This window comes from Mesorhizobium sp. USDA 4775 (genome assembly GCF_054062655.1).
The window spans coordinates 2,501,073-2,523,564 of sequence record NZ_JBSSFM010000001.1 but is presented as its reverse complement, the minus strand read 5'-3'; the positions used below and the strand labels follow the sequence as shown (position 1 = coordinate 2,523,564).

The window sequence follows — 22,492 nt, the reverse complement described above, 5'->3', positions numbered from 1 at the left end:
CGAACACCCGTCATCGTGCGAAGGCAGCTGGATCGAGGTCGAAGACGCGCCCCCGATTGAGGATGTTCTTCGGGTCGAGCGCCGTCTTCAGCCGCCGCATCGTGGCGATCTCGGCGTCGCTGCGCACCAGATGCAACCACTGCTTCTTGTCGAGACCGATGCCATGCTCGGCCGAAACGCCGCCGCCCGCCACCGCCACGCCGCTATAGACGATGCCGTAGGCCGCCGCCGGATCCACAGTGCGCACCTGGTAGTGCAGATTGCCATCACCGAGATGGCCGAAGACATAGATGTCGGCGTCGGGGTCAAAGGCGCGGATCGCGGTCTCCGCTTCTTGCAGGAACGCCCCCATCCGTGTCAGCGGAATGCTGATGTCGACGCCGATCAGGCCTTTCATCGAAAACAGGACGCGATTGGCGTCTTCCCGCACATCCCAGAGCGCGCGGAATTCACGCGGCGATTGCGAGACGACGACATCGTCGACCACGCCGTCCTCGACCGCCTGCATCAGGACTTCGGCGAAGCGCTCGCTGTCGCGCTCAGGCTCGCTGCCCTGGATTTCGGCCAGCACATAGACGGGCGAGCCCGCCGGCAATGGCGCCGGCATGGCCATGCTGGCAGCCATTACGTCATAGAGCGGCGCGAAGTTGACCTCATAGGCGGATAACAATGGCCCGAGCTTTTGCCGCAGCAGCCCGAGCAGGGCGATCGCCGCATCGAGCGAAGCGAGCGCGCAGAAGGCGTTCACCTCGGAGGCCGGCTTCGGATGCAGCCGGAGCGCGGCGCGGGTGACGACGCCGAGCGTCCCTTCCGCGCCGATGAAGAGCTGGCCGAGGTCGTAGCCGGAATTGTCCTTGGGCAGGCCCTTGAGCGAGGACAGCACGCTGCCATCGGCCAGCACAGCCTCCAGCCCCAGCACCTGCGCGCGGTACATGCCATAACGCAGCACGCGGATGCCGCCGGCATTGGTGGCGATGTTGCCGCCGACCGTGGCCGAGCCGCGCGCGCCGATATCGACGCCGAACACCAGCCCGGCACCGTCGGCCGCCTCCTGCACCGCTTGCAGCGTCGCGCCGGCTTCGGCGACGATACTGGAGGCTTGAGTGTCCGGCGCGGCGAGGCCGCTCATGCGCTCCAGCGACAGCACGATCTCCCCGGGCTGGACGCGTGTGCCACCGGCCAGCCCGGTGCGTCCGCCCTGGACGACGACCGGCTGGCCAAGAGCGTTGCAGCCAGCGAGCGCCGCCGCGACACCGATAGTATCGCGCGGACGCAGCACCACTTCGGGCAGCACGCCAAGCTTGCCGTCGGGATCGTCGCGATAGCGCTGGTCGACATCGGAGCCTGCAAGCACGCCGCCCACGCCCAGCCGATCGCCAAGGGCGGAGAGAAGCCGTTGCGTTTCAGGCGACATCGGACTCAGACGCCGGCGTGGCGAAGCGCGTCGTCTGCGTCCCGCGACCGCATGGGCCGATGAGTATTTCCGTCCGCCACGCTCGCCATCCTTCAATTGCAGCCGGCCGATCCTATTCGGGATCGCCTGTCGTGCAAGCGATATCGGCTGCCCTGAGCGACACCGGCATCAATCACGGTAAGACGCGATTGATGCCGGCGGCCATTGTGTCTGCTTACTGAAGCTTGGCCTGTAGCGCGTTGACGTCATCGGTGGTCATTTCGCCATCGGTGGTCACCTTGCCATCGATGATCTTCCACAGCCGGAACGGGCCGGTGATGTCGCCGAATTTATCGAAGGCCACCGGACCGATGACGCCTTCGTAGCGGATCGGCTTGCCGTCCTTAATCAGGCCGAGCGCCTTGGCGAACTCCTCCTTACCGGCGAAGATCGGCGTGCCTGCCGGATCGACTGCCTTGTACATGGCATCCCTGATCTTGGCCGGATCCTCGGAGCCGGCAATGGCGATGGCCAGCCCGACGATGGCGCCGGCATCATAGGAACGATCGGCCGCCGGGTTGGAGGGTTCGATGCCGGAGAATGCCTTGTAGTTCTTGGTGAAGTACTCGGTCGATGCGGTCGGGCTGGTTCCCGACGACGTGCCGTAGGCGTCCTTCAGATAGTCGGCGCCGACGGACTCGATGAAGTCAGGACTGTTCATGCCGTCATTGAGCAGGAATTTCTGCACGCCGCCTTGCGAAATCCAGGTGCGGGCAACGGTGGCTCCGTCGACCGGCGTGCTGACCAGATAGAGGCCGTCCGGCTCGCCGGCCATCGCCGCCGTGACTTCCGAGGCATAGCTCGACTGCTTCTCGTTGTAAGGCGTGTCGGAGACGATGGTGCCGCCGAGCGCTTTGTAAGCGCGCGAGAATTCGGCCACCATGTTGACGCCGAAATCGTTATTGACGTGGATGATCGACAGCTTCTTGAAGCCCTTGTCGATGGCGTATTTGGCGGCAGCCACACCTTGCAGCGTATCGGACGTGATGGTGCGGAAGAAGATGCCGTTGGTCTTGCCGTCGCGGCCGAGCGCGGTCAGCGTCGGCGAAGAGGATGCCGGCGAGACCTGGACGATCTTGGCAGGTGCCGTGACAGAGGTCAGGATCGGGATCGACACCGACGAGATGATGCCACCGATGATGACCGGCACCTTCTTGACCTGCACCAGCTGGGTCGCGGCGTCGACGGCGATGTTGCCCTGGCTCTGGCTGTCGCGCGTATCGGTCACCAGATCGCAGCCGCGCACGCCGCCGGCCTCGTTGATGTCGCGAAAAGCCATTTCGACCGACTTGGCGCCGGCCTGGCCATATTCGCCGGCCGGACCGGTCAGTTCCATGACGAGGCCGACGGTGATCTTGCAGTCGGCGGCCTGCGCGGCGCCCGCCATCGTGACGAGAGCAAGCGCGGTGGTGAGTTGGAGTATCGTCTTTCTCATTGTTGTTCCCCTTTCGTTACTCGCACTAAATTGATCTCTGGAGCCTGTTCAGCGTTCCGGCACCTGCAGCCAGGTTTCATGCAGGTGTCGCCATTCGACGCCGTTGGGCGCCGATGAACTGGTGGTGAAGACAGCGCTCGACTGACGGCGGCTGTGCTTGCCCGCGCGCAACTGCACCTCGACGTAAAGGACGACGATGGTGTCCTCGGTTTGCCAACCGGGCCTGATATCCTCGATCGAAATGGCAAAGCCGTCGTCGCACGTGGCGCGGCTTGAGCGGACATGATCGATCACAGCGTCACGGTCGAGGATCTGGCCGCTCGGTGCGATCATGGTCAAGCCTTCGCCCATGACGTCTTCGAAGCGCGAGAAATCCACCGTGTCGGCACGCGCGGCGACGAACCAGTCGACGAAGAAGCGATGCAGGCCGAAGACCTCGGCGCTGGCCCGCGAAAACAGCGTCGGGTTGCTGGCGCTCATGTGCGGCCTGCGTTCAAATTGTAGTGCATGATCGAGCCGTGGCGGCCGTGGCGGTCGCGCTCCAGCGTGTAGACGTCGCCCAGGGGACCTTGACTTTGCGCGATCACGGCCGTGATCTTCGCCCGGTCATCGGCGTCGAGCGCGACATCCATAATGCCAGCATTGGCCAGCGCATGAGCCTGATTGCGGGCACCGACGATGACGGCGGCGACTCGCGGCTGTTCCAGCACCCAGGCACTGGCGATGGTGGCGATGTCGACGCCGTGGCGGTCGCCAACGGCCTTCAATGCCTGGAGCAATTGCTGGAACAGGTCCCAGCCGCCGAAATCATCGATGATCAGCTTGTATTTGACCAGCGAGCGGTTTTCGAGCGGCGTGGTGGGTTCGGCGACCCCAAGCCATTTGTCGCTGAGGAAGCCGCCGGCCACCGAACCATAGCAGAGGAAGCTGACGCCATTTTTCGCGGCAAGCTCGGCGAGGCTGTGTGCCGGCCGCTGATCGAGCACCGAATATTGCAGTTGCTGGCTGACCAGCGGAATGCCGGCGGCGAGGATTTCGGCCAGCCGCGGCGTGTCGAAATTGGTGGTGCCGAGATTGCGCACCTTGCCCTCGCGCCGAAGCTCGTCGAGCCAGCCCATCGCCTCGACATAGCGAGGCTGGTCATAGTCCCACCAGTGGAACTGCACGAGATCGAGCCGCTCGGTCTTCAGCCTGCGCAGCGACTGCTCGACGATGCCCCTGATATAGTCGCGGCTGATCGTGGCCAGCCGTTCAAGGTCGGGCACCAGCTTTGTGTGCACCTTCATTCTTGCGGCAACGTCGAGGCCGCGCTCGCTGGCCAGCCGCAGGCGCGCGGCGCCGATCAGTTCCTCGACGCCGGTGTAGATGTCGGCGCAATCATAGGTCCAGATGCCGGCATCGAAAGTGGCGATCAGATCGGTCACCGCTTGGCTGCGGTCGATGGCGCCATGGCCGCCGGCAAGCTGCCAGCCGCCGCGAATGACGCGCGAAATGGTGTAGCCGGGGCCGAGTTCGAAAGTCTTGGCAGTCATCCCTTGTCATTCTCCTTCGGCAGCGGCACGGCCGTGGTCTGCGCATGGCTGAACCGCCGTTTGCCGGTCCTGACGATCCTGAGCCGGCTGGCGCAATTGGGATCGGGACAGGCGATCTCGGCGTCCGAGGTCATCCAGTCATTGGCGTCGGTCGGACGCTGCTTTGCCGCCAGCAGCGGCAACACGGCGGCGAGCGAATAGATCGAAAAGCCCTGCCCCGCCGGCAGGCACAGCATCTCGCCCTTGAGTTCGAAATAATCGCCTGCCTTGGCGCCGCAATAGATCGGCTTGCCCTCGGGGATGACCGCCTCGACGCGAAGGTCGAAGAGCTCGAAACTGTCGTCGGCCATGTCAGGCCTCCACCAGGCTGAAGGTGACGTCGCAGGCGCCGTTGCGGCGAATGACGCCACATGAGGCGGCGAATTGGTCGCGCTCTTCAGCGCGTACCTGCGCCACCACGCTGCCGGCCAGCCAGCCGATCGGGAACAGAAGCCGCGCGCCCTGCCCGTAGTAGAGGCCGATGTCGAAAATGGCATTGGGGTTGCCGCCCCACATGCGCGGCGGCACATAGGACAGCACAATATCGCCGGGCTGCGGTGTCAGCGTTGCGTTCTCCGACGGCAAGGGCCTGGCATAGGCCTGGCCATCGAGATCAGATGATGGAATCGGGCAGGAGATTTCCGGTCCCGTCCACATCGCATGGATGCCGGGGACGACACGTGGCGTGGCGAGGTACGCCTGGAGAAAGGCAGCGTTTTCCGGCGCCTTTTCGGGCAGCAGCAGCGCCGTCACGGAAAGCTTCGAGCGCGGTTCGGTGATCTTGAAGGCCGGCTTGTTCATGTCTGGTCTTTCGCGGCGGCGGATTGAAGCTTGTCGCGCAAGAAGGCAAAAGGCCGGCTGATATCGGCCACCAGCGCCTCGCGCGCCGCTTGCGCATCCTGCTTGGCGAGCGCCGCGACGATGCGGCGGTGATAGTGCGCGGTGTCGACCTCGCCGGCGTCGGAAAAGGCATAGATGGCGACGCGGATGCAGGGGCCCGATTGCAGCCAAAGGCTTTCGATCATCGGGATCAGCACGGCCGAGCCGCAGCAGCGGTAGATCTCGAAATGGAAGCTCTGGTTGAGCGTCGCTTCGCGGTCGATATCCTTCTTGTGCTTCAGCGCCCGCATCTCATCCCACTCGCCGAGCATGGCTTCAATCGAAGCGATCTGGCGCGGGCTCATGCGCGTGGCGGCAAGCGCGATCGCTTCGCCTTCGATGAGTGAGCGGGCACGCAAAAGATCGTCGATACGTTCCAGCGTGATCGGCGGCACGCGCACCGAGCGGTTGGGCAGCGCCTCCAGCGCCTTTTCGGTGATCAGCCGGCCGAGCGCTTCACGCACCGGCATGGTCGAGGTGACCAGCGCATCGGCAAGGCCGCGGATGGTCAGCACCTGGTTCGGCTCGAACAGGCCGCCGATCAAGGCGCGGCGCAATTCGGAATAGACGCGATCCTGCACGGTCTCGCGGCCGACCGGCGTAAGCTGGGCTGCGATTGTTTCGTTGGTTCGCTCGATGGCAGCCTTCTGCATTCCCGGCTTGTGCCCCGTTTTCGGCTTGCGGATGAAATTAAAGCCGAATAGCGTGATCAAAGCAAGTGTGATCACAAATCAATAATCAGGAGATGGCGATGACCGTCTTCGGCCAGAGGGTTTGATGAGCGAGGCAACCGAACGGCAGGGGAAGGAGACCCGTGCGCCGGCTCTGACGGCGAGGCATATCGTCAGGCGGTTCGGCGGCCTTGTCGCCGTCAACGATGTCTCGTTTGACGTCAAAGCCGGCGAAATCCTTGGCCTGATCGGACCGAATGGCGCCGGCAAGACGACCATGTTCGACCTGCTGGCCGGCAGTATTCTGCCTTCCAGCGGCGATATCCTGCTCAACGGTGCGCGCGTCTCCGGCGAAGCCGCGCATCTGCGTATCGGCCGTGGCCTTGGCCGTACCTTCCAGATCCCCCGCCCGCTGCCCAATCTGACGCTGATCGAAAACATCATGCTGGCGGCACAGGGCCAGGCCGGCGAAAAGCTGCTGGCCAACTTCGTCACGCCATGGCGGGTGGCGGCACAGGAAAAAGCGGCCAGGGCAAAGGCGCTCGACCTTTTGGAACTGGTGACCCTCGCGCATCTGGCGCATGAGCCGGCGCGCGTGCTGTCCGGCGGCCAGCGCAAATTGCTCGAACTCGCCCGTGTCATGATGGCCGACCCGGCAATCATCCTGCTCGACGAGCCGGCGGCCGGCGTCAACGCGACGCTGCTGGAAGTCATCATCGACCGCATCCGCGACATCAATGCGCGCGGCATCACCTTCCTGCTGATCGAGCACAATATCGACATGGTGACGCGGCTCTGTCACCGCGTGCTGGTCATGGCGAGCGGGCAACTGCTCAGCGAAGGCACGGCGGAAGAGGTCGCCCGCGACCCGCGCGTCATCGAGGCCTATCTCGGGGGCACCGCATGAGCGAAGCCGTCCTCGATGTCCGCGATCTCGAAGCCGGCTACGAGCCTGGCGTGCCGATCGTGCGCGGCGCCTCGATCACTGTCAGAAAAGGCGAGATCGTCGTCGTCCTCGGCCCCAACGGCGCCGGCAAATCGAGCTTCATCAAGGCGATCTCCGGCCTCGTCCCGATCACCGGCGGCACGGTGTTCTTGGACGGCAAGGACATCACCGCAGCACCGGCCCATACCATGGTGCGGCTTGGCCTGGCCTTCGTGCCGCAGACCGAGAATATCTTTCCGCTGATGTCGGTCGAGGACAATCTCAGAGTCGCCTGCGGCATCCTCGAGCGGCGTGAAATCCCAGCGCGTATGGACGAGATGTACGCGGCCTTCCCGGATCTCGTGCGCCAGCGCCGCACCGCCGCCGGCAATCTGTCGGGCGGACAGCGACAAATGCTTGCGGTCGCCCGCGCCCTGATCGTGCATCCCAAGGTCCTGGTGCTCGACGAGCCGTCGGCCGGCCTGTCGCCGAAATTCGTGTCGATGGTGTTCGAGATGCTGGCCGGCATCCGCAAGTCCGGCGTCACCATCCTCCTGGTCGAACAAAATGCCAAGGCAGCACTGGCCATCGGCGACCGCGCCTATGTGCTGGTCGAGGGCAAGGATCGGCACGAGGGCGTCGCTTCCGAACTGTGGAACGATCCTGTCGTCGCCGAACTCTATCTCGGCCAGCGCCCCTCTCGCGCCAGCAAGGGAGGCGCGGCATGAGCCTGCAATTTGTCGTCGATGGATTGCTGACGGGTTCGATGATCGGCCTTGGCGCCATCGGCGTGACACTGACCTATTCGATCCTGCGCTTCTCCAATTTTGCTCATGGCGACTTCATGGCCTGGGGCACCTATGCGACCTTGGCCGTCGTCAGTGCCATTGGCGCCACCTTCGGCAAGGTAGCACCCATCGCGCCGCTGTCCTTCGGCTGGCCGCTCCTGGTTGCGCTGGTCGTCGGCATGGCCTTCACCGCCTTGCTGGCGCTGCTACTCGACAGAGTGCTGTTCTCGCGGCTGCGCTCGCAGGGCCAGGCGATCATCGTGGTGATGGCGAGCTTCGGCGCCTCGATGGCGCTGAGGAGCCTGCTCGAATTCACCTTCAGCTCACGTCCGACCTATTTCAGCAGGGCGATCCAGATCGCCATGCCGGTCGGCTTCGGCATCCGCATCACGCCCGATCAGATCGCACTTCTGCTGCTGACCGCGGTGCTGGTGCTCGGCGTGCATCTTTTGATGACGCGCACGCAGACCGGCCGCGCCATGCAGGCGCTCAGCCAGAATGCGGCGCTTGCCCGCATCGTCGGCATCGACGTCGCCGGCGTCGTGCGCGTCACCTGGATCATCGGCGGCGCGCTTGCCTGCGTCGCCGGCGTGATGATCGGCATCCTGGTGCAGATCCGCCCGTTCATGGGTTTCGACATGCTGTTGCCGATGTTCGCCGCCGCCATCCTCGGCGGCATCGGCAGCATTCCGGGTGCGGTGCTCGGCGGGCTGATCATCGGGCTCGCCGAAGCCGGCGCGGTGCAGCTGATCGGCGCCGAATGGCGCGCCGCCGTCTCCTTCATCATCCTGATGGCGGTGCTGTTCGTGCGGCCGATCGGCCTTTTCGGAGTTCGGGAAAGATGATCGATCTTATCGGCTACGGCGCCTTCTTCCTGACCACCGCGCTGATCTTTTCGCTGGTCACGCTCGGGCTCAATCTGCAGTGGGGGCTGACCGGCCTGTTCAATGTCGGCCTCGCCGGTTTCGTCGCCATTGGTGCCTACACCTCGGCCTTGCTGACCACGCCGGACGATGCTGCGCGACTTGGTGGCTTCGCCCTGCCGATCCTTGTCGGCTGGGCGGGTGCCATGGTCGTCGGCGGCATTGCCGCTGCACTGACCGGCATGGCGACACTGCGGCTGAGATCCGACTATCTGGCGATCACCACATTCGGCGTCGCCGTCGTCGTGCAACTGGTCGCGCTCAATGCGCAGAAGCTGACCGGCGGGCCGTTCGGCATCGGCTTCATTCCGCGTCCCTTCGGCAGCCTTGCGGAGACGCCGCTGCTGTTCAACCTGTCCAACCTCGCCGTCGTCGGCGCGGTCACGCTGATCGCCTATCTCGCTCTGGAGCATCTGTCGCGCAGCCCCTGGGGACGCGTGCTGAAGGCCTTGCGCGAGGATGAGCGGGCGGCGATCTCGCTGGGCAAGAGCGCGCGCTTCTACCGCGTCCAGGCCTTTGCCGTCGGCGGCGCGATCATGGCGCTGGCCGGCGCGTTGCAGGCGCATTTCACCGGCTTCATCGCACCGGACAATTATTTGCCGATCCTGACCTTCCAGGTCTGGGTGATGCTGATCGTCGGCGGCTCGGGCAGCAATCTCGGCGCCGTCATCGGCAGCATCCTTGTCTGGGGGATATGGGCGGGGTCGGGCACATTGACCAGCGTTCTGTTCGCGCCCGAGCAGCAGGCGCGTGCGGCCTCGCTGCAGATCGTCGCTATCGGCGTCATGCTCTGCGTCATCCTGCTGATCCGGCCGAACGGTCTGTTCGGCGACAGGCCGCGTCGCCCACGCTTCGGCAAGCGAGAAAAAGCGGCGGCGATCAAGAGCAGTTTTGGATCATGACCGCTGCGATCGGGCAGGAAGCGCGTGGCGCTTCGCTCTGGCATGCCGTCAGCCGCAATCGCCGGGAACGGCCGGCGCTGCAAGGCAGGCTGGATGTCGATCTGGCCATCGTCGGCGGTGGATTTGCCGGCCTGTCGACCGCGCTGCACGCCGCTGAAAAAGGCATCTCCGTGGCTGTTCTCGAAGCCGAAATCATCGCCTGGGGCGCGACCGGGAGGAATGCCGGTTTCGTCGTGCCGAACTTCGCCAAGATGGACCCTGACAGCATCGTCGCGCATCTCGGCCCGGAGCGCGGCGAACGCCTGATCGACTTTGCCGCCGGCAGTGCCGACCTGGTCTTCGGCCTGATCAAACGGCACGGCATCGACTCCGACGCCGTGCAGAACGGATGGATCCAACCTGCACATTCGCCTGCCGCCCTCGAGAAGGTCAAATCGCGCGCCGGGCAATGGGCGTGGCGTAACCGACCGGCTGTCACGTTGGATCGGCAAGACGTCGAGGCGCTGACGGGCGCACGCGGCTATGTCGGCGGCTGGATGGACCGTTCGGGCGGCGTGCTCAATCCGGTCGCCTACGCGAATGGACTGGCCGGTGCGGCGCAGAAGGCTGGCGCCAAGATCTTCGAGCGCACGCCGGTTACCTCGGTCGATCGCGTGGTCGATGGCTGGTCGCTGAAAACGCCATCGGGTTCGGCGCGTGCCGGCAAGGTGCTGATCGCCACCAACGCCTATGGCGGATCGCTCAATCCGCTGCTGCAACGAAGCTATTTTCCGCTGAAGATTTTCCAGATCGCGACAGAGCCTTTGCCGCGCGACGTGCGGACGCGTTTGCTTCCCGGCGGGCAGGGCGTGGGCGACACCAGGCGCAATCTCTTCACCTTCCGCTTCGATGCCGACAATCGGCTGATCAGCGGCGGCATGCATATTCTGAGCGCCGGCGCCGACACACGCGTGCCGCACACGATCTGGCGGCGGCTGGCCAGCCATCTCGACCTGCCGGACCTGCCACCGCTTGCCTATGGCTGGTCAGGAATGGCCGCGGTCGAGCCGGATTTCCTGCCGCACCTCCTGGATCTGGGGCCAGGGCTGATCGCCGGCCGCGCCTGCAACGGGCGCGGCATCGCCATGACGACGGCGATGGGCAAAGTGCTGGCCGACTGGGCCGCCGGAACCGAGGTGCGTGATTTGCCGCTGCCGTTCGCACCGCCGGCGCCGATCCCCTTCCACGCGCTGCTGCGGCACGCGCCCAACATGCTGCTTGGCTGGAGCATGCTGCGCGACCGGCTAGACGAGACAGCGTAGGCTGATCCAGCCGCCGTCCGATCAGGTCGTCGTGCGAAGATTTTCGGAGAGAACCGCGGCCGCCACGGCGATGTCCTGTTCAAGGGAGACTCGGACAGCAGGGCCATCGCGCTGCTCCAACGCCGCGACAATCCCGCGATGCGCGTCGTTCGACTGCGGAATATAGCGGTCGGCCTGCATCAGCAGCTTCAGATAGGGCCCGACGCGGCCCCAGAGATCGCGGATCATGTTCAACAGGATCGGCGCGCCGGCATGCTGGTAGATGGCAAAGTGAAACGCCTCGTTCAGCGCGAGATAGCCTCTGGCGTCGCCGGCCTCGATCGCGCGCTGCATGCCGGCGAGCGTCGCCTTTATCTCGACCAGCCCGCTTTCGCTCATCCGCGTGGCGGCCATCTCACCCGCCAGCCCTTCGACGGCAATGCGGATATGGGTCAATTCCTCGAAGGCCGGGGCCGACAGCAAGGGCACGATAACAGAGCGGTTGTTCTGCATCTCGAGCAGCCGCTCGGCGACCAGCCTTTGCAGCGCCTCACGGATCGGCGTCGTCGAGATGCCGAAGGTCTCGGCAAGCTTGCGGATGACCAGCGTCTGGCCCGGGCTGAAACCGCCTGAAATCAATTCCTGCTTGAGCGCGCCATAGGCGCGGTCGTTGAGGGTTTGATGTTCGAGCTTCAGCATGCGTTCCGATCACCAGTTTGACAAAGCGCGATCGAGCGTCTCGGCCAGTTGCTCGGCATTGTCCCTGGCAAAGGGCAGCGGCGGCCTGATCTTCAGCACATTGCCGCGCGGACCGCAGGACGAGATCAGCACGCCATTCTCGCGCATGGCTTCGACGACAGAAGACGTCTTGCTGGCGGCCAGCGCTTCGTCGCCATCCGCTGTCAACTCGACGCCGAAATAGAGGCCGTTGTGCCTGACGTCACCGACCATGCCGTGCCGGCCCTGCAGCGCCCGCAGCAGATCAGCCGTATAGGCGCCGACATTGCGCGCGTTCTCGATCAGCCCCTCGCCTTCGATCACGTCCAGAACCGCGATGCCGACGGCGGCCGCGACCGGATTGCCGCCGAAGGTGTTGAAATAACCGGTGTTGGAGCCGAAGGACGAGACAAGCCGCGGGCGCACCAGCACCGCACCCATCGGATGCCCGTCGCCGATCGGCTTGCCCATGGTGACGATGTCGGGCTCGATGCCATAATTGGCAAAACCCCACATGCCCTGGCCAAGGCGGCCGAAGCCGGACTGGACCTCATCTGATATGACGATGCCGCCGGCCTTCCTGACGTGATCCGCCGCCTCGCGCAGGACAGCCGCGTCGGGAAAGAAAATGCCGTCGCTGGAAAAGGCGGAGTCAAGCAGCAGCGCCGCCGGACGAATATTCTGCGCACGCATGTCCTCGATGGCGGCGGCGACATTTCTGGCGAAGTCCTTCGCGGCGCGGCCGTGGTCGCGGAACGTGTCCGGCGCGGCCACGGTCCGATGGTGCGCGGGCACGCCCTTCGCGCCGACCGCCGCAGGCGACAGCTGCGCGGTAGCGATCGTGGCGCCGTGATAAGCGAAATCGGTGATGATGACGCCGGTGCCGCCGCTCGAATGCTGGGCGATGCGGATGGCGAGGTCGTTGGCCTCGCTGCCGGTGCAGGTGAACATGGCATGGCCGAGATGGGAGGGAACCGTGCCGAGCAGTTTTTCCGCATAATCGAGGATGATCTCGCTCAAGTAGCGGGTATGGGTGTTGAGCGTTGCGGCCTGTCCCGACAGCGCCTCGACGACGCGCGGATGGCAGTGCCCGACCGAGGCGACGTTGTTGTAGGCGTCGAGGAATTTGCGACCTGTCGCATCGTAGAGCCAGACGCCGCTGCCGCGCACCAGATGGATCGGGTTGCGGTAGAAGGCGCGATAGGTCGGCCCAAGCAGCCTGGCGCGGCGTTCGAGCAGGGCCTGCTCGGATGCTGTCGAGTCGGTATTTGCGGGATATGGCGAAGACTGGGACACGGGCATCTACTCCGGATTGGAATGGTCGAGAAAATAACGGCGGGCCTCATCGGACGACAGCCCGTCCAGTCGTTCGAGTGACGCCCAGACCTCGGTGATGAGGCGCAGCACATAGTCGCGCTTGGCCGGGAACCGTTCCGCCTGCCAGTTGGCGATGTTGGCGATGAGCGCCAGGCGAGCACGGATCAGATCGAAAAGGATGCCGATCTCTTCGGCCTCCAATGCCAGCACCGACTGGTAGCCGGCGACGAAGCGCGCCGCCGGCGCCAGCGGATGGCCTTCAGCAGGCCAGCGGTAGACGGCGCCGATGGCGAGATCGCAGATCAGCGGCGAATGAATCATGTCGCCGAAATCGAGGATGCCGCTGACCATTTCCGGCCGCGAGGCATCCATCACCACATTGTAGGAGTTCATGTCGTTGTGGACGATTTGGGCGCGCAGGCTCGGAATGACCGGCGCCGTACGCGCCTCGAAGGCATCGATGACGCGCTCGACCATGGCGCGGTGGCCGGCATCGGCGATAAACGCCAGCATCGGCCGCGTCTTGGCGACCTTGCGGATGTCCCAGAGCAGGTCGCTGCCGGCGGCCGGATGGAAGAAGCCGCGCAGAGCCCGGCCAAGCCGGGCGAGGAAAATGCCGAGATTGCGATCCTGCGCCGCCGACGTGGGGCAGCGCGACAGCAACTGGCCGGGCAGATAGGTGACCAGCCGGATGATGCGCGGCGCCGATCCGCCGGCGCTGACCGTGAACTGCGCGTCGCCCTCAAGGCTCTTGCGCACCGAAGGAACCGGCAAGGTCGGGTCGACAGCAAGGATGTGGTCGAGCGCCTTGTTCTGGAAATCGGTGAAGCCGGCTTCCTCCGCCCGGATGGGAAATCTTGAGGACGAACTCGCCCTCGCCGTCGGTATGGATGTGGAAATTGTGGTCACGTTCGCCCGGCAACGGCCGCGCGCTGCCGGTGAGGCCGTAGTGCCGGCGCAAGATGGCAAGCGCATCGGCGATCGAAACGTCAGGCGCATCCTGCGCCAGCGTTTCGCCAAAAGCGTCAGGCACAGCCGCATTCATGAGCTCATCTCCGGATCGATCGGCTCGAGACCACACCAGTCGGCGATGAACAGCGCTATGGTCTGGGTGACCTTGCGCACCGAGTCCAGATCGACGGCCTCGTCATAGCCATGCGGCATGCGGCAGATCGGGCCATAGACGATCGCCGGCGTGTCGGCGTAGAGGCCGAAGAAGCGCGCATCCGTGGTCGCCGAGGTGACATGCTCCGTCAGCGGCTCGCCCCACACGGCGGTATGGCTGCGGCGCAGCACGGCTTCCATCTCGTCGGCGCCCTCCAAAACATAGCCCTCGGCCATGAAGCCGTTGTAGGTCATCTTGGGCGGACGATTGGCCAGGAAGGGATCGGCACGGGCCGCATCTGCGATGCAGGCTTCGAGCTCGGCCCTGGCATCCTCGAGCTTCTGCCCGGGATAGGTCGCGACCCGCATCTCGAAGACGCAGCGTGCCGGAACGCTCGATGTCCATTCGCCGCCCTCGATCTTGCCGAGGTTGAAGCGGATCGGGTGCGGGTGATCGCAGAAATGCTTGTCATCGACCTTGCGCGCGTTCCACACGATTTCGAGCTGCTTCAGCGCCTGGATGATGAGAAAGGCCTTTTCGATGGCATTGGCGCCGGCCGAGAAAGCGCCCGACGCATGCTGCGGATCGCCGTCGACCTCGACCCTGAACCAGATCGGCCCCACCTGCGCCCGCATTAAGCGCGGTTCCAGGGGCTCGGGAATGAAGGCGGCGTCGGCGCGATAGCCGCGTTGCAGGCAGGCGAGCGCGCCATTGCCGGTGCACTCTTCCTCGACCACCGACTGGAGGTAAACATTCGCGGCCGGCTGATAGCCGAGGCTGCGCAAGGCGGCGAGCGCGTAGAGACAGGCCGACAGGCCGGCTTTCATGTCGCCGGCGCCGCGACCATGCATCCAGCCGTCTTCGATGGCCGGATCGTAGGGGTCGCGCACCCAGCGGTCGAGCGGCCCCGTCGGCACCACATCGATATGGCCGTTGAGGATCAGCGAGCGGCCGGTGGCGTTTCTCGGCGTGTGGGTAGCGACGACATTGAAAGCATCGTCGTAGGAGACCGCAACCGGTGAAAACCCAGGCAGGTTACGGATCGCGTCGACATCGACGCGCCACATATCGACAGCGTAGCCATCGGCCTCATAAGCGGCCGCCATGAAGGATTGCGCGGCGTGTTCCTCGCCGCGCTGGGATGGAAAGCGCACGAGGTCCGCCAGGAACGCGACTTGCCGCGCGAAGCCGTTATCGATCGCGCGCAAAATGGCTTCGTCGGCAATCCGCTCAGGCATAATATTTCGCTTTCTCGTGAATGGTGTATCATATCTCATATGCCATATCGTGGAAAGGCAAGGAGACAGGTCGGGCCAAAACTATGGCCCAACCCGGGAAGCTCTTGGCAGGCGGGCGCAGAGTTGGCATCAGCTTACTGCATGCTGGCGAAACCGCTTGGCAGAGTTCGAGGACAGATGCTGGTCACCGAAGGCGCATTGCCGGATGAAATCACCGATCTCACGTCAGGCTACCGGCGCGTGCCGGCCGGCAAGATCGTCAATGCGGTGACGTGGATGGAGGCGCGCGCCCCGGTGCCGGGTTTCGCCCAGCCCCTGGCGATGACCCGGATCGCCAAACCCGACAGCGCCGCCTACCGCGCGATCTTCCTCAAGATCGGTGCTCCCTGGCTGTGGGACCGCGCCGCCGAAATGTCGGATGCCGAAATATCAGCGCATTTCGCCGATCCGTGCCAGCATCTCTATTATGGCCGTGATGAGAGTGGCGGCCATGTCGGCATGGTCGAGTTCCGCATGGCCGACGACAACGAGATCGAGATCACCTATTTCGGCCTGTTCCCCGGCTTGACCGGTCGTGGCCTCGGCAAACGGCTGATGGCTGGCGCGCTCGATCAGGCATGGCGCCTCGCGCCGGGACGCATCTGGCTGCACACCAGCAGCATCGACCATCACAGCGTCATCGGTTTCTACCAGGCTTGCGGGTTTAAGCCCTATGCGACCGGTTTCGAAATCACCGACGATCCCCGGATCAAGGGAACCCTGCCGCGCGATGCCGCCCCGCAAATCCCGTTGATCGAAACGGAATGGGTGCCCGTCGCCAGATGAGACCATCTTCGCAACCCGCCGGCCTGTCATCGTCTCACCATCGCCGGTGGGTGCGGCGCGAGAGCATCCTGTCGAGGCTGGAGCGGCATGTCGACACGCGCATCGTGCTGTTCGCGGCGCCCGCCGGCTTCGGCAAGTCGACGACGATGGCGCAATGGGCGGCCGAGGTCGCGCGCCACGGCCGTTTGACGGCATGGCTGTCCTGCGAGGCGACGGATAATGACGAAGGCGCCTTCCTGTCGCATCTGGTGGGCGCGCTGCGCCACCTGGTCCAGAACCCGGCCGAACTCGACCTCGCCTTCCAGTCGAGCCCTATCCCCCAGCTCGACGTGGTGCTCGCGGCACTGGTGATGGGTTTTGCGGCGCGCGACGCCGAAATCACCCTGTTCTTCGACGACTACCACGTCATCGAGGCGGCGGCGGTGAAGCGCTTCATGGAACGCCTGACGCGGCAGGCGCCCGCCAACATCGCCTTCGTCATCGGCTCGCGCAACCTGCCCGACCTGCAGCTCGGCAAGCTCAGAGTGCTTGGCGACGTTTTCGAAATCGGCCCGGACGATCTGCGCTTCGCCTCGTCCGAAGCCGAAGCCTTCTTCAATGACAAATTGGGCCTCAGCGTCAGCAGCGGTACCGTCGAGGCCTTGTGCTCGCGGACCGAGGGCTGGGCCGCCGGCCTGCAACTCGCCTCGCTGTCGCTCAGCGCCGCGCATGCACCGGAAACCGTTATCGGCAATTTCACCGGCGCCAACCGCAACGTCGCCGATTTCCTGATGGGCGAAGTCTTCCTGGGGCTGCCGCCGGCCCTGGCGAAGTTCCTGCTCCACAGTTCGATCTTCGCGCGCTTCAGCGCCGAAGCGTGCCGGGCGGTCCTGCGGGCGGCGGATGCCGAGGCCGATATCACCGAGATCGAGACCCGCAATCTTTTCCTCGTGCCGCTCGATGAGGAGCGGCGCTGGTTCCGCTATCATCATCTGTTCCATGACTTCCTCAGCCGCGAAATGGAGCGGCGCGAGCCGGAGATGATCGCACCGCTGCACCTGGCCGCCGCCGAATGGTTCGGCGAACGCAAGATGCTGACCGAGGCGATCGGGCATGCGCTCGCCGCCGGCGACCAGGCCCGCGCAGCGGTGTTCGTCGAGAACAACGCGCTCGAGCTCATCGCCCAGTGCCAGCTGCTTTATGTGCGCCAATTGCTGGCGCTGTTGCCGAGGAAACTGGTCGACCAGCGCATCCGGCTGCAGCTCATCGTGCTGTGGCTGGCGGTGCACTCAAGCCAGCCCGAGATTGCCCAGCAGACACTTGCCAATGCGCGCAAGCTGATCGAGACCGGGCCGGCCGACGGCAAGGATCCGGGCACGCTGACCGGCACCACGATCGAGGCCGAAATCGCCGTCCTCGATGCCGCCGTGCACAGCACGCTGGAGCGGTTCGAGGACGCGCGCGACACCGCACTGTCCGCCCTGCGCATCATCGCGCCCGATGCCTGGTTCATGGAAGGGGCGACCGCCAATGTCATCGGCTACAATCTCTATGCGCTGGGCGACCTCGAGGGGGCGCGGGCGGCGGCGGACGCGGCACGCAAGGCGCATGAGCGAAGCGGCAGCCTGCTCGGCGTCACCATCGCCAATTGCTACATGGCGGTCATCGAACGCTCGGCCGGCCACCTGCCCGCCGCCGAAAGGCTGCTGCGCAACACGATCATCGAGGCCAGGACGCGGATCGGCGCAAACTCCTATGCCGAGGCCCTTGCCGGAACGCTGCTGGCCGAACTCGCCTATGAGACCAACGCATCCGGCGAGGCGCTGACGCTGGTCGAGAATCTCGGGCCGCTGATCGAAGGCGCCGCGGTCATCGTCTATCCGCTGGCCAGCGTGCCGACCTATGCCCGCGTGCTGCAGCTGACCGGTCGCGGCGACGCGGCACTCGACATGCTGGAGCGCGTCTACCAGCGCGTGCGCGGCTCGGTCTACCGCCGCCTCGCGTCGGTGCTGGTGCATGATCGCATCCGGCTGCTCATCGACCAGAACCGTGTCGCCGAGGCACGCGGCCTGCTCGACGATCATCGCCGCGAAAGCACTGAAACCGCCCCTACCGTCGCCAACGAATTCGAGTTCTTCGCCGAAGGCCGGCTGCTGACGGCCGAAAAATCCTACGCGGCGGCCACGGCACTTTTCGGCGCGCTGCTGGAGCGGACGAAAAGCAGCGGGCGCATGCGCCGCCACATACTGGCGCTGATCCTGCGCGCCAAGGCCGCCGGCCATGACCAGCGCGAGGCCGACCGTCATCTCCTCGAAGCGCTACGCCTTGCCCAGCCTTCCGGCTTCATCCGTTCCTTCGTCGACGAGGGCAGGCCCGTGGTCGAAGCGTTGATGCGATTGCGCGCGGCGCAGGCAAAGACCGACCCGTCCCTGTCGGCCTATGCGACGCGTATTATCGATGCCGCGCAGACGATGCCCATGGCGACGCGCAAATTGGCCGCCCCTGCAGCCGAGAAGGAACATCTCACCCAGCGCGAGTCCGAGCTGCTGCGTTGCCTGTCGGAAGGCATGTCCAACCGCGATATCGCGGTCGCGCTTTCGGTCAGCGAAACGACGGTGAAATGGCATTTGAAGAACATTTTCGGCAAGCTCTCGGTCTCGAACCGCGTCCAGGCTGTGCGTGCCGCGCAGGCGGCCGCAAACCTCCGCCCCCCTCCGAAAGGAGGGGCATAGACATCCCGCGTGCCCCCTCTTTCGGGTCGGGCCATGGGATCTTTAGCCTGCTAGCGTCGTCCAGATTTTAGAGGACGCTGCTTATGGCGACAGGTTACGTTTTTCACGAACAGCTGATGTGGCATGACACCGGCCCCAGCGCCGACATGATGCCTCCCGGCCGTTTCGTGGAACCGGGACGGCACCTGGAATCGCCGGGGTCGAAGCGCCGGCTGAACAACCTTATCCAGGTCAGTGGCCTGGCGCGCCATCTGGTGCCGATCCTTGCCGAGCCGGTGACGGTCGAGGACCTGCTGCGCGTCCACACGCAGCGCCATGTCGACGACATCCGCATGCTCAGCGAACGCGGCTGCGGCTTCGCCGGCCCCCAGGCACCGATCGGCCTCAACAGTTTCGACATCGCCCTGCTCTCGGCCGGCACCACCTATGCCGCGATGCGCGCGGTGCTGACCGGCCGTGTCGACAACGCCTATGCGCTGGCGCGGCCACCGGGGCATCATGCCGAGCCCGACCAAGCAATGGGCAACTGCCTGTTCTCCAACATCGGCATTGCCGTGCGCCGGCTGCAGCATGAAGGCCTGCTTGGCCGCGCGGCGATAGTCGACTGGGACGTGCATCATGGCAACGGCACCGAGACGGTGTTTTATTCCGATCCGTCGGTGCTGACCATTTCCCTGCACCAGGACAATCTCTATCCGACCGGGCGCGGCGCGATGGCCGACAATGGCAAGGGCGAAGGCGAAGGCTACAACATCAACATACCGCTGCCGGCCGGCAGCGGCACCGGCGCCTATGAAGCCACCTTCGACCGCATCGTCGCCCCCGCGCTGCGCGCCTACAAACCGGATCTCGTCATTGTTGCCTCCGGCTTCGACGCGTCGGGCTTCGATCCGCTCGGCCGCATGATGCTTAACAGCGAATGCTTCCGGCGCCTTGCCGCGCGCATGGTGGCGCTGGCAGCCGAGACATCGAAGGGCCGACTGATGATGACCCATGAAGGCGGCTATTCCGAAGGCTATGTGCCGTTCTGCGGCCATGCCGTCATCGAGACACTCGCCAATCACCGCACCGAAGTGATCGATCCGCTGTCGGACCATATCGACGAATGGGCCGGGCAGGACTTGCAGCCGCATCAGGCTGCGGTGATCGATGCGGCCGAAGGCCTGCTCGCAGGCCTGCGCCAACGCCTCGCAAGTGCTGCCTGACACGATGGATTTTATCGTCACCACGCTCCTCAACGCGCTGACGCTGATCAGCATCCTGATGCTGGTCGGGCTCGGGCTGGCGATCAGCTTCGGCCTGATGAACGTGACCAATCTGGCGCATGGCGAATTCGTCACTGTCGGCGCCTTCGCGGTCTATTTCGTCCAGAGCGTGGGCGGCTCGTTCTGGCTGGGGCTGGCCGCCGCACCCATCGCCGGCGCGGTGGTCGGCTGCATCCTGGAGTTCGCCATCATCCGCCATCTCTATTCGCGGCCGGTCTCGACCGTGCTTGCCACCTGGGGCGTCAGCCTGATCCTGCAGCAGGGGCTGGAACTGACCTTTGGCCTCGGCGCCAAGCCGGTGACGCCGCCGATCGAGGGCACGTTCGACCTGTTCTTCACCGTCTATCCCGCCTATCGGCTGATCCTGATCGCCATCGCCATGCTAACCTTGCTCGGTGTCGTGCTGCTGATCAGCCGGACGTCGTTCGGCCTCGACATCCGCACCGTCATCCAGAACCGCGAAATGGCCGAAGGCGTCGGCATCAACACGCGGCGCACCTACGCCATCGCCTTCACCTTTGGCGCGGCGATCGCCGGGCTCGCCGGCGGCCTGGTCGCACCGCTGGCGATCGTGCTGCCGCAGATGGGGGTGAACTACCTCGCCAATGCCTTCTTCGTCGTGATTGTCGGCGGCGTCGGCTCGATCGGCGGTCTCGTCGCCGGCAGTGTCTTCGTCGGCGGGCTGACCAGTGTGCTCAACTACCAGATCTCGCCATCGCTGGCGCAGGCGATCGTGCTGCTGGCGGCAATCGTCGCCGTGCGGCTGCGGCCCAACGGCCTGTTCAACGGAGCGTCGCGATGATCGCCCGCGACCGCAACTGGCTGCTGATCTTCGCCGTCTGCGCGGCGCTCGCCGTCGTCTATCCGTTCATCGCCGACGGCTACCAGCTGACGGTGATCCGCGACGCGCTGATCTTCGGTCTGTTCGCGGCGAGCCTCGACTTCTTCTGGGGCCGCACCGGCATCCTGTGTTTCGGCCACGCCGCCTTCTTCGGCATTGGTGGCTACATCATGGCGCTGGTCACGCTCAACGACGCCATCCCCTTGGGCAGCCTGCTCGGCATCCTGGGCGCGATTGCGGGTGCTGCCTTCGTCGCCGCCATCATCGGCTACTTCCTGTTCTTCGGCGGCATCCGCGGCAGCTACTTCACCATCGTGACGCTTGCCATGGGCGTCATCTGCCAGCAGGCCGCCGTCTCCTGGAGCTCGGTCACCGGTGGCGACAGCGGCCTGATCGGCATTCCGTCGATCGCCTTCGATCTTGGCGAAATACATGTCGATCTCAGCCAGGATCTGCCGAGTTACATCTTCGTCGCGTCCATCGTTGCGGTGGTCGTGCTGGTGCTGTGGTCGCTCAGCAGAGGTCGCTGGGGCACCGTGCTGACCGCCATCCAGGACAATGAAGTCCGGGCGGCCGCCCTTGGCCACAATGCGCCGCTGAGGCTACTCGTCACCTTCGTCCTGTCCGCGGCGATCGCCGGGCTCGCCGGCGCGCTCTATGTCTGCATGGCCGGGTTGGTGGCACCCGACCTGTCCGGGCTGCTGCTGTCGACGGAAGTCATCGTCTGGGTAGCGGTTGGCGGGCGCGGCACGCTGCTTGGTCCGGTCCTGGGCGCCATCGCCATACAGCGCGCGCAGCAGACGATCAGCAGCTTCAACCCGAGCCTGTGGCCGCTTTTGCTCGGCTGCGTCTTCGTCGTCATCGTCTTCGTGCTGCCGGACGGCATCCTGTCGATCTATGCGCGGCTGAAGAGCCTGTTCAAGGGCCGGAGGCAAGCGCAATGAGCGACGTGCTGCTTCAGGCCGAGAATGTCGGCATACGCTTTGGCGGGCTGCAAGCGCTGGAAGGGTTGAACCTGACGGTGCGCGACAGGGAGCTCTGCTGCATCATCGGGCCGAACGGCGCCGGCAAGAGCACCTTCCTCAACCTTTTGACCGGCACACTTCGCCCGACCAGCGGCAGCGTGCGCTTCCTCGGCCACGACATTGCCGGCCTGCCGCTGCACCGCATCGCCCGGCTCGGCATCGCCCGAAAATTCCAGATCCCGTCGGTCTTTCCGAGCCTCTCGGTCGAGGACAATCTCAAGGTCGCACGGTGGGGCACCTCGTCGCCGGTGCGTCCGGTCGGTGAGCTGCTGGACCTGGTCGCGCTTGGCAGCCGCGCGGCCACGCTGGCCGGCGAACTGGCGCACGGCCAGAAGCAATGGCTGGAGATCGGCATGGCATTGGCGATCGAGCCAAGGCTGCTGCTGCTCGACGAGCCGACCGCCGGCATGACGCCGCAGGAAACGCTGGCGACCGCGCAGATGCTGCTGCGGCTCAAGGGCGAGTTCTCGATCGTCGCTGTCGAGCACGACATCCGCTTCGTGCGGGCGCTGAACTGCGAGACGCTGGTGCTGCACCAGGGACGCCGGCTGCGCAGCGGTCCTTTCCACGACATCGAGGCCGACGAAATGGTCCGCGATGTCTATCTGGGGAGGCGCTGAC

At 65.1% G+C, this 22,492-nt stretch carries 22 protein-coding genes; 11 read left to right on the top strand and 11 right to left on the bottom strand.

Going from position 1 to position 22,492, the window contains the following annotated elements; all coding sequences use genetic code 11:
• Positions 1-10 precede the first annotated feature (10 nt).
• The 7 genes from ACVILI_RS12080 to ACVILI_RS12050 all read right to left on the bottom strand — a co-directional run bounded on the left by ACVILI_RS12080 (position 11) and on the right by ACVILI_RS12050 (position 5,991).
• Entirely contained in the window at positions 11-1,414 is a 1,404-nt protein-coding gene (locus ACVILI_RS12080) for an FAD-binding oxidoreductase (RefSeq protein WP_038645136.1), read from the bottom strand.
• 214 nt (positions 1,415-1,628) lie between these two features.
• Positions 1,629-2,888 (bottom strand): ABC transporter substrate-binding protein, encoded by a 1,260-nt coding sequence (locus ACVILI_RS12075; RefSeq protein WP_457102452.1) that lies wholly within the window; start codon positions 2,886-2,888, stop codon positions 1,629-1,631.
• 48 nt (positions 2,889-2,936) lie between these two features.
• Entirely contained in the window at positions 2,937-3,368 is a 432-nt protein-coding gene (locus ACVILI_RS12070; RefSeq protein WP_019856740.1) for a DUF4440 domain-containing protein, read from the bottom strand.
• Positions 3,365-4,420 (bottom strand): aldo/keto reductase, encoded by a 1,056-nt coding sequence (locus tag ACVILI_RS12065; protein ID WP_019856739.1) that lies wholly within the window; start codon positions 4,418-4,420, stop codon positions 3,365-3,367. The genes ACVILI_RS12070 and ACVILI_RS12065 overlap by 4 nt, the downstream gene beginning before the upstream one ends.
• Positions 4,417-4,770: a TIGR04076 family protein gene (locus ACVILI_RS12060; RefSeq protein ID WP_019856738.1), complete on the bottom strand. Its 354-nt coding sequence runs from the start codon at positions 4,768-4,770 to the stop codon at positions 4,417-4,419. Before ACVILI_RS12060 ends, ACVILI_RS12065 begins: the two co-directional genes overlap by 4 nt.
• A 1-nt stretch (position 4,771) precedes the next feature.
• Positions 4,772-5,260, bottom strand: coding sequence for a DUF3830 family protein (locus tag ACVILI_RS12055; protein ID WP_038645132.1), 489 nt, complete (start codon positions 5,258-5,260; stop codon positions 4,772-4,774).
• Positions 5,257-5,991: a GntR family transcriptional regulator gene (locus ACVILI_RS12050; protein WP_083246939.1), complete on the bottom strand. Its 735-nt coding sequence runs from the start codon at positions 5,989-5,991 to the stop codon at positions 5,257-5,259. The genes ACVILI_RS12055 and ACVILI_RS12050 overlap by 4 nt, the downstream gene beginning before the upstream one ends.
• 124 nt (positions 5,992-6,115) lie before the next feature.
• Between ACVILI_RS12050 and ACVILI_RS12045 the strand changes: the two genes are divergently transcribed.
• Genes ACVILI_RS12045 through ACVILI_RS12025 form a run of 5 tightly spaced genes read left to right on the top strand, consistent with a single transcriptional unit; the run spans position 6,116 to position 10,848 of the window.
• Complete coding sequence (locus tag ACVILI_RS12045) at positions 6,116-6,916, top strand: ABC transporter ATP-binding protein (protein ID WP_038645128.1); 801 nt, start codon at positions 6,116-6,118, stop codon at positions 6,914-6,916.
• Positions 6,913-7,662 (top strand): ABC transporter ATP-binding protein, encoded by a 750-nt coding sequence (locus ACVILI_RS12040; protein WP_019856734.1) that lies wholly within the window; start codon positions 6,913-6,915, stop codon positions 7,660-7,662. The genes ACVILI_RS12045 and ACVILI_RS12040 overlap by 4 nt, the downstream gene beginning before the upstream one ends.
• Positions 7,659-8,567, top strand: a complete 909-nt coding sequence (locus ACVILI_RS12035; RefSeq protein WP_019856733.1) for a branched-chain amino acid ABC transporter permease — start codon at positions 7,659-7,661, stop codon at positions 8,565-8,567. Before ACVILI_RS12040 ends, ACVILI_RS12035 begins: the two co-directional genes overlap by 4 nt.
• On the top strand, positions 8,564-9,547 hold the full coding sequence (locus ACVILI_RS12030; RefSeq protein WP_019856732.1) for a branched-chain amino acid ABC transporter permease: 984 nt from the start codon (positions 8,564-8,566) through the stop codon (positions 9,545-9,547). Before ACVILI_RS12035 ends, ACVILI_RS12030 begins: the two co-directional genes overlap by 4 nt.
• Positions 9,544-10,848, top strand: a complete 1,305-nt coding sequence (locus ACVILI_RS12025) for an NAD(P)/FAD-dependent oxidoreductase (RefSeq protein WP_240564877.1) — start codon at positions 9,544-9,546, stop codon at positions 10,846-10,848. The genes ACVILI_RS12030 and ACVILI_RS12025 overlap by 4 nt, the downstream gene beginning before the upstream one ends.
• 21 nt (positions 10,849-10,869) lie before the next feature.
• Here ACVILI_RS12025 and ACVILI_RS12020 read toward each other — a convergent pair whose 3' ends face one another.
• The 4 genes from ACVILI_RS12020 to ACVILI_RS12005 all read right to left on the bottom strand — a co-directional run bounded on the left by ACVILI_RS12020 (position 10,870) and on the right by ACVILI_RS12005 (position 15,204).
• Positions 10,870-11,526 (bottom strand): GntR family transcriptional regulator, encoded by a 657-nt coding sequence (locus ACVILI_RS12020; protein WP_019856730.1) that lies wholly within the window; start codon positions 11,524-11,526, stop codon positions 10,870-10,872.
• Positions 11,527-11,535: 9 nt separating this feature from the next.
• Complete coding sequence (locus ACVILI_RS12015; RefSeq protein ID WP_019856729.1) at positions 11,536-12,846, bottom strand: aspartate aminotransferase family protein; 1,311 nt, start codon at positions 12,844-12,846, stop codon at positions 11,536-11,538.
• The gene (locus tag ACVILI_RS12010) at positions 12,847-13,770 is read right to left on the bottom strand and encodes a phosphotransferase (RefSeq protein WP_457102451.1); all 924 of its coding nucleotides are present in this window, start codon (positions 13,768-13,770) and stop codon (positions 12,847-12,849) included.
• A gap of 132 nt (positions 13,771-13,902) precedes the next feature.
• Positions 13,903-15,204, bottom strand: a complete 1,302-nt coding sequence (locus tag ACVILI_RS12005; RefSeq protein ID WP_038645119.1) for an ArgE/DapE family deacylase — start codon at positions 15,202-15,204, stop codon at positions 13,903-13,905.
• A 177-nt stretch (positions 15,205-15,381) separates the two neighbouring features.
• On the opposite strand from ACVILI_RS12005, the gene ACVILI_RS12000 reads away from it, so the two are divergent.
• The 6 genes from ACVILI_RS12000 (at position 15,382) to ACVILI_RS11975 (ending at position 22,491) form a co-directional block, all read left to right on the top strand.
• Positions 15,382-16,029 (top strand): GNAT family N-acetyltransferase, encoded by a 648-nt coding sequence (locus ACVILI_RS12000; RefSeq protein WP_167626451.1) that lies wholly within the window; start codon positions 15,382-15,384, stop codon positions 16,027-16,029.
• Positions 16,026-18,740 (top strand): LuxR C-terminal-related transcriptional regulator, encoded by a 2,715-nt coding sequence (locus tag ACVILI_RS11995; protein ID WP_240564876.1) that lies wholly within the window; start codon positions 16,026-16,028, stop codon positions 18,738-18,740. Before ACVILI_RS12000 ends, ACVILI_RS11995 begins: the two co-directional genes overlap by 4 nt.
• 83 nt (positions 18,741-18,823) lie before the next feature.
• The gene (locus ACVILI_RS11990; RefSeq protein WP_038645114.1) at positions 18,824-19,945 is read left to right on the top strand and encodes a class II histone deacetylase; all 1,122 of its coding nucleotides are present in this window, start codon (positions 18,824-18,826) and stop codon (positions 19,943-19,945) included.
• Positions 19,890-20,807, top strand: coding sequence for an urea ABC transporter permease subunit UrtB (gene urtB, locus ACVILI_RS11985; protein ID WP_240564874.1), 918 nt, complete (start codon positions 19,890-19,892; stop codon positions 20,805-20,807). The genes ACVILI_RS11990 and urtB overlap by 56 nt, the downstream gene beginning before the upstream one ends.
• Positions 20,804-21,790 carry a branched-chain amino acid ABC transporter permease gene (locus tag ACVILI_RS11980; RefSeq protein WP_038645113.1) on the top strand — a complete coding sequence of 329 codons (987 nt, stop codon included), beginning with the start codon at positions 20,804-20,806 and terminating at the stop codon, positions 21,788-21,790. The genes urtB and ACVILI_RS11980 overlap by 4 nt, the downstream gene beginning before the upstream one ends.
• The gene (locus ACVILI_RS11975; protein WP_019856722.1) at positions 21,787-22,491 is read left to right on the top strand and encodes an ATP-binding cassette domain-containing protein; all 705 of its coding nucleotides are present in this window, start codon (positions 21,787-21,789) and stop codon (positions 22,489-22,491) included. Before ACVILI_RS11980 ends, ACVILI_RS11975 begins: the two co-directional genes overlap by 4 nt.
• Position 22,492: the final 1 nt, after the last annotated feature.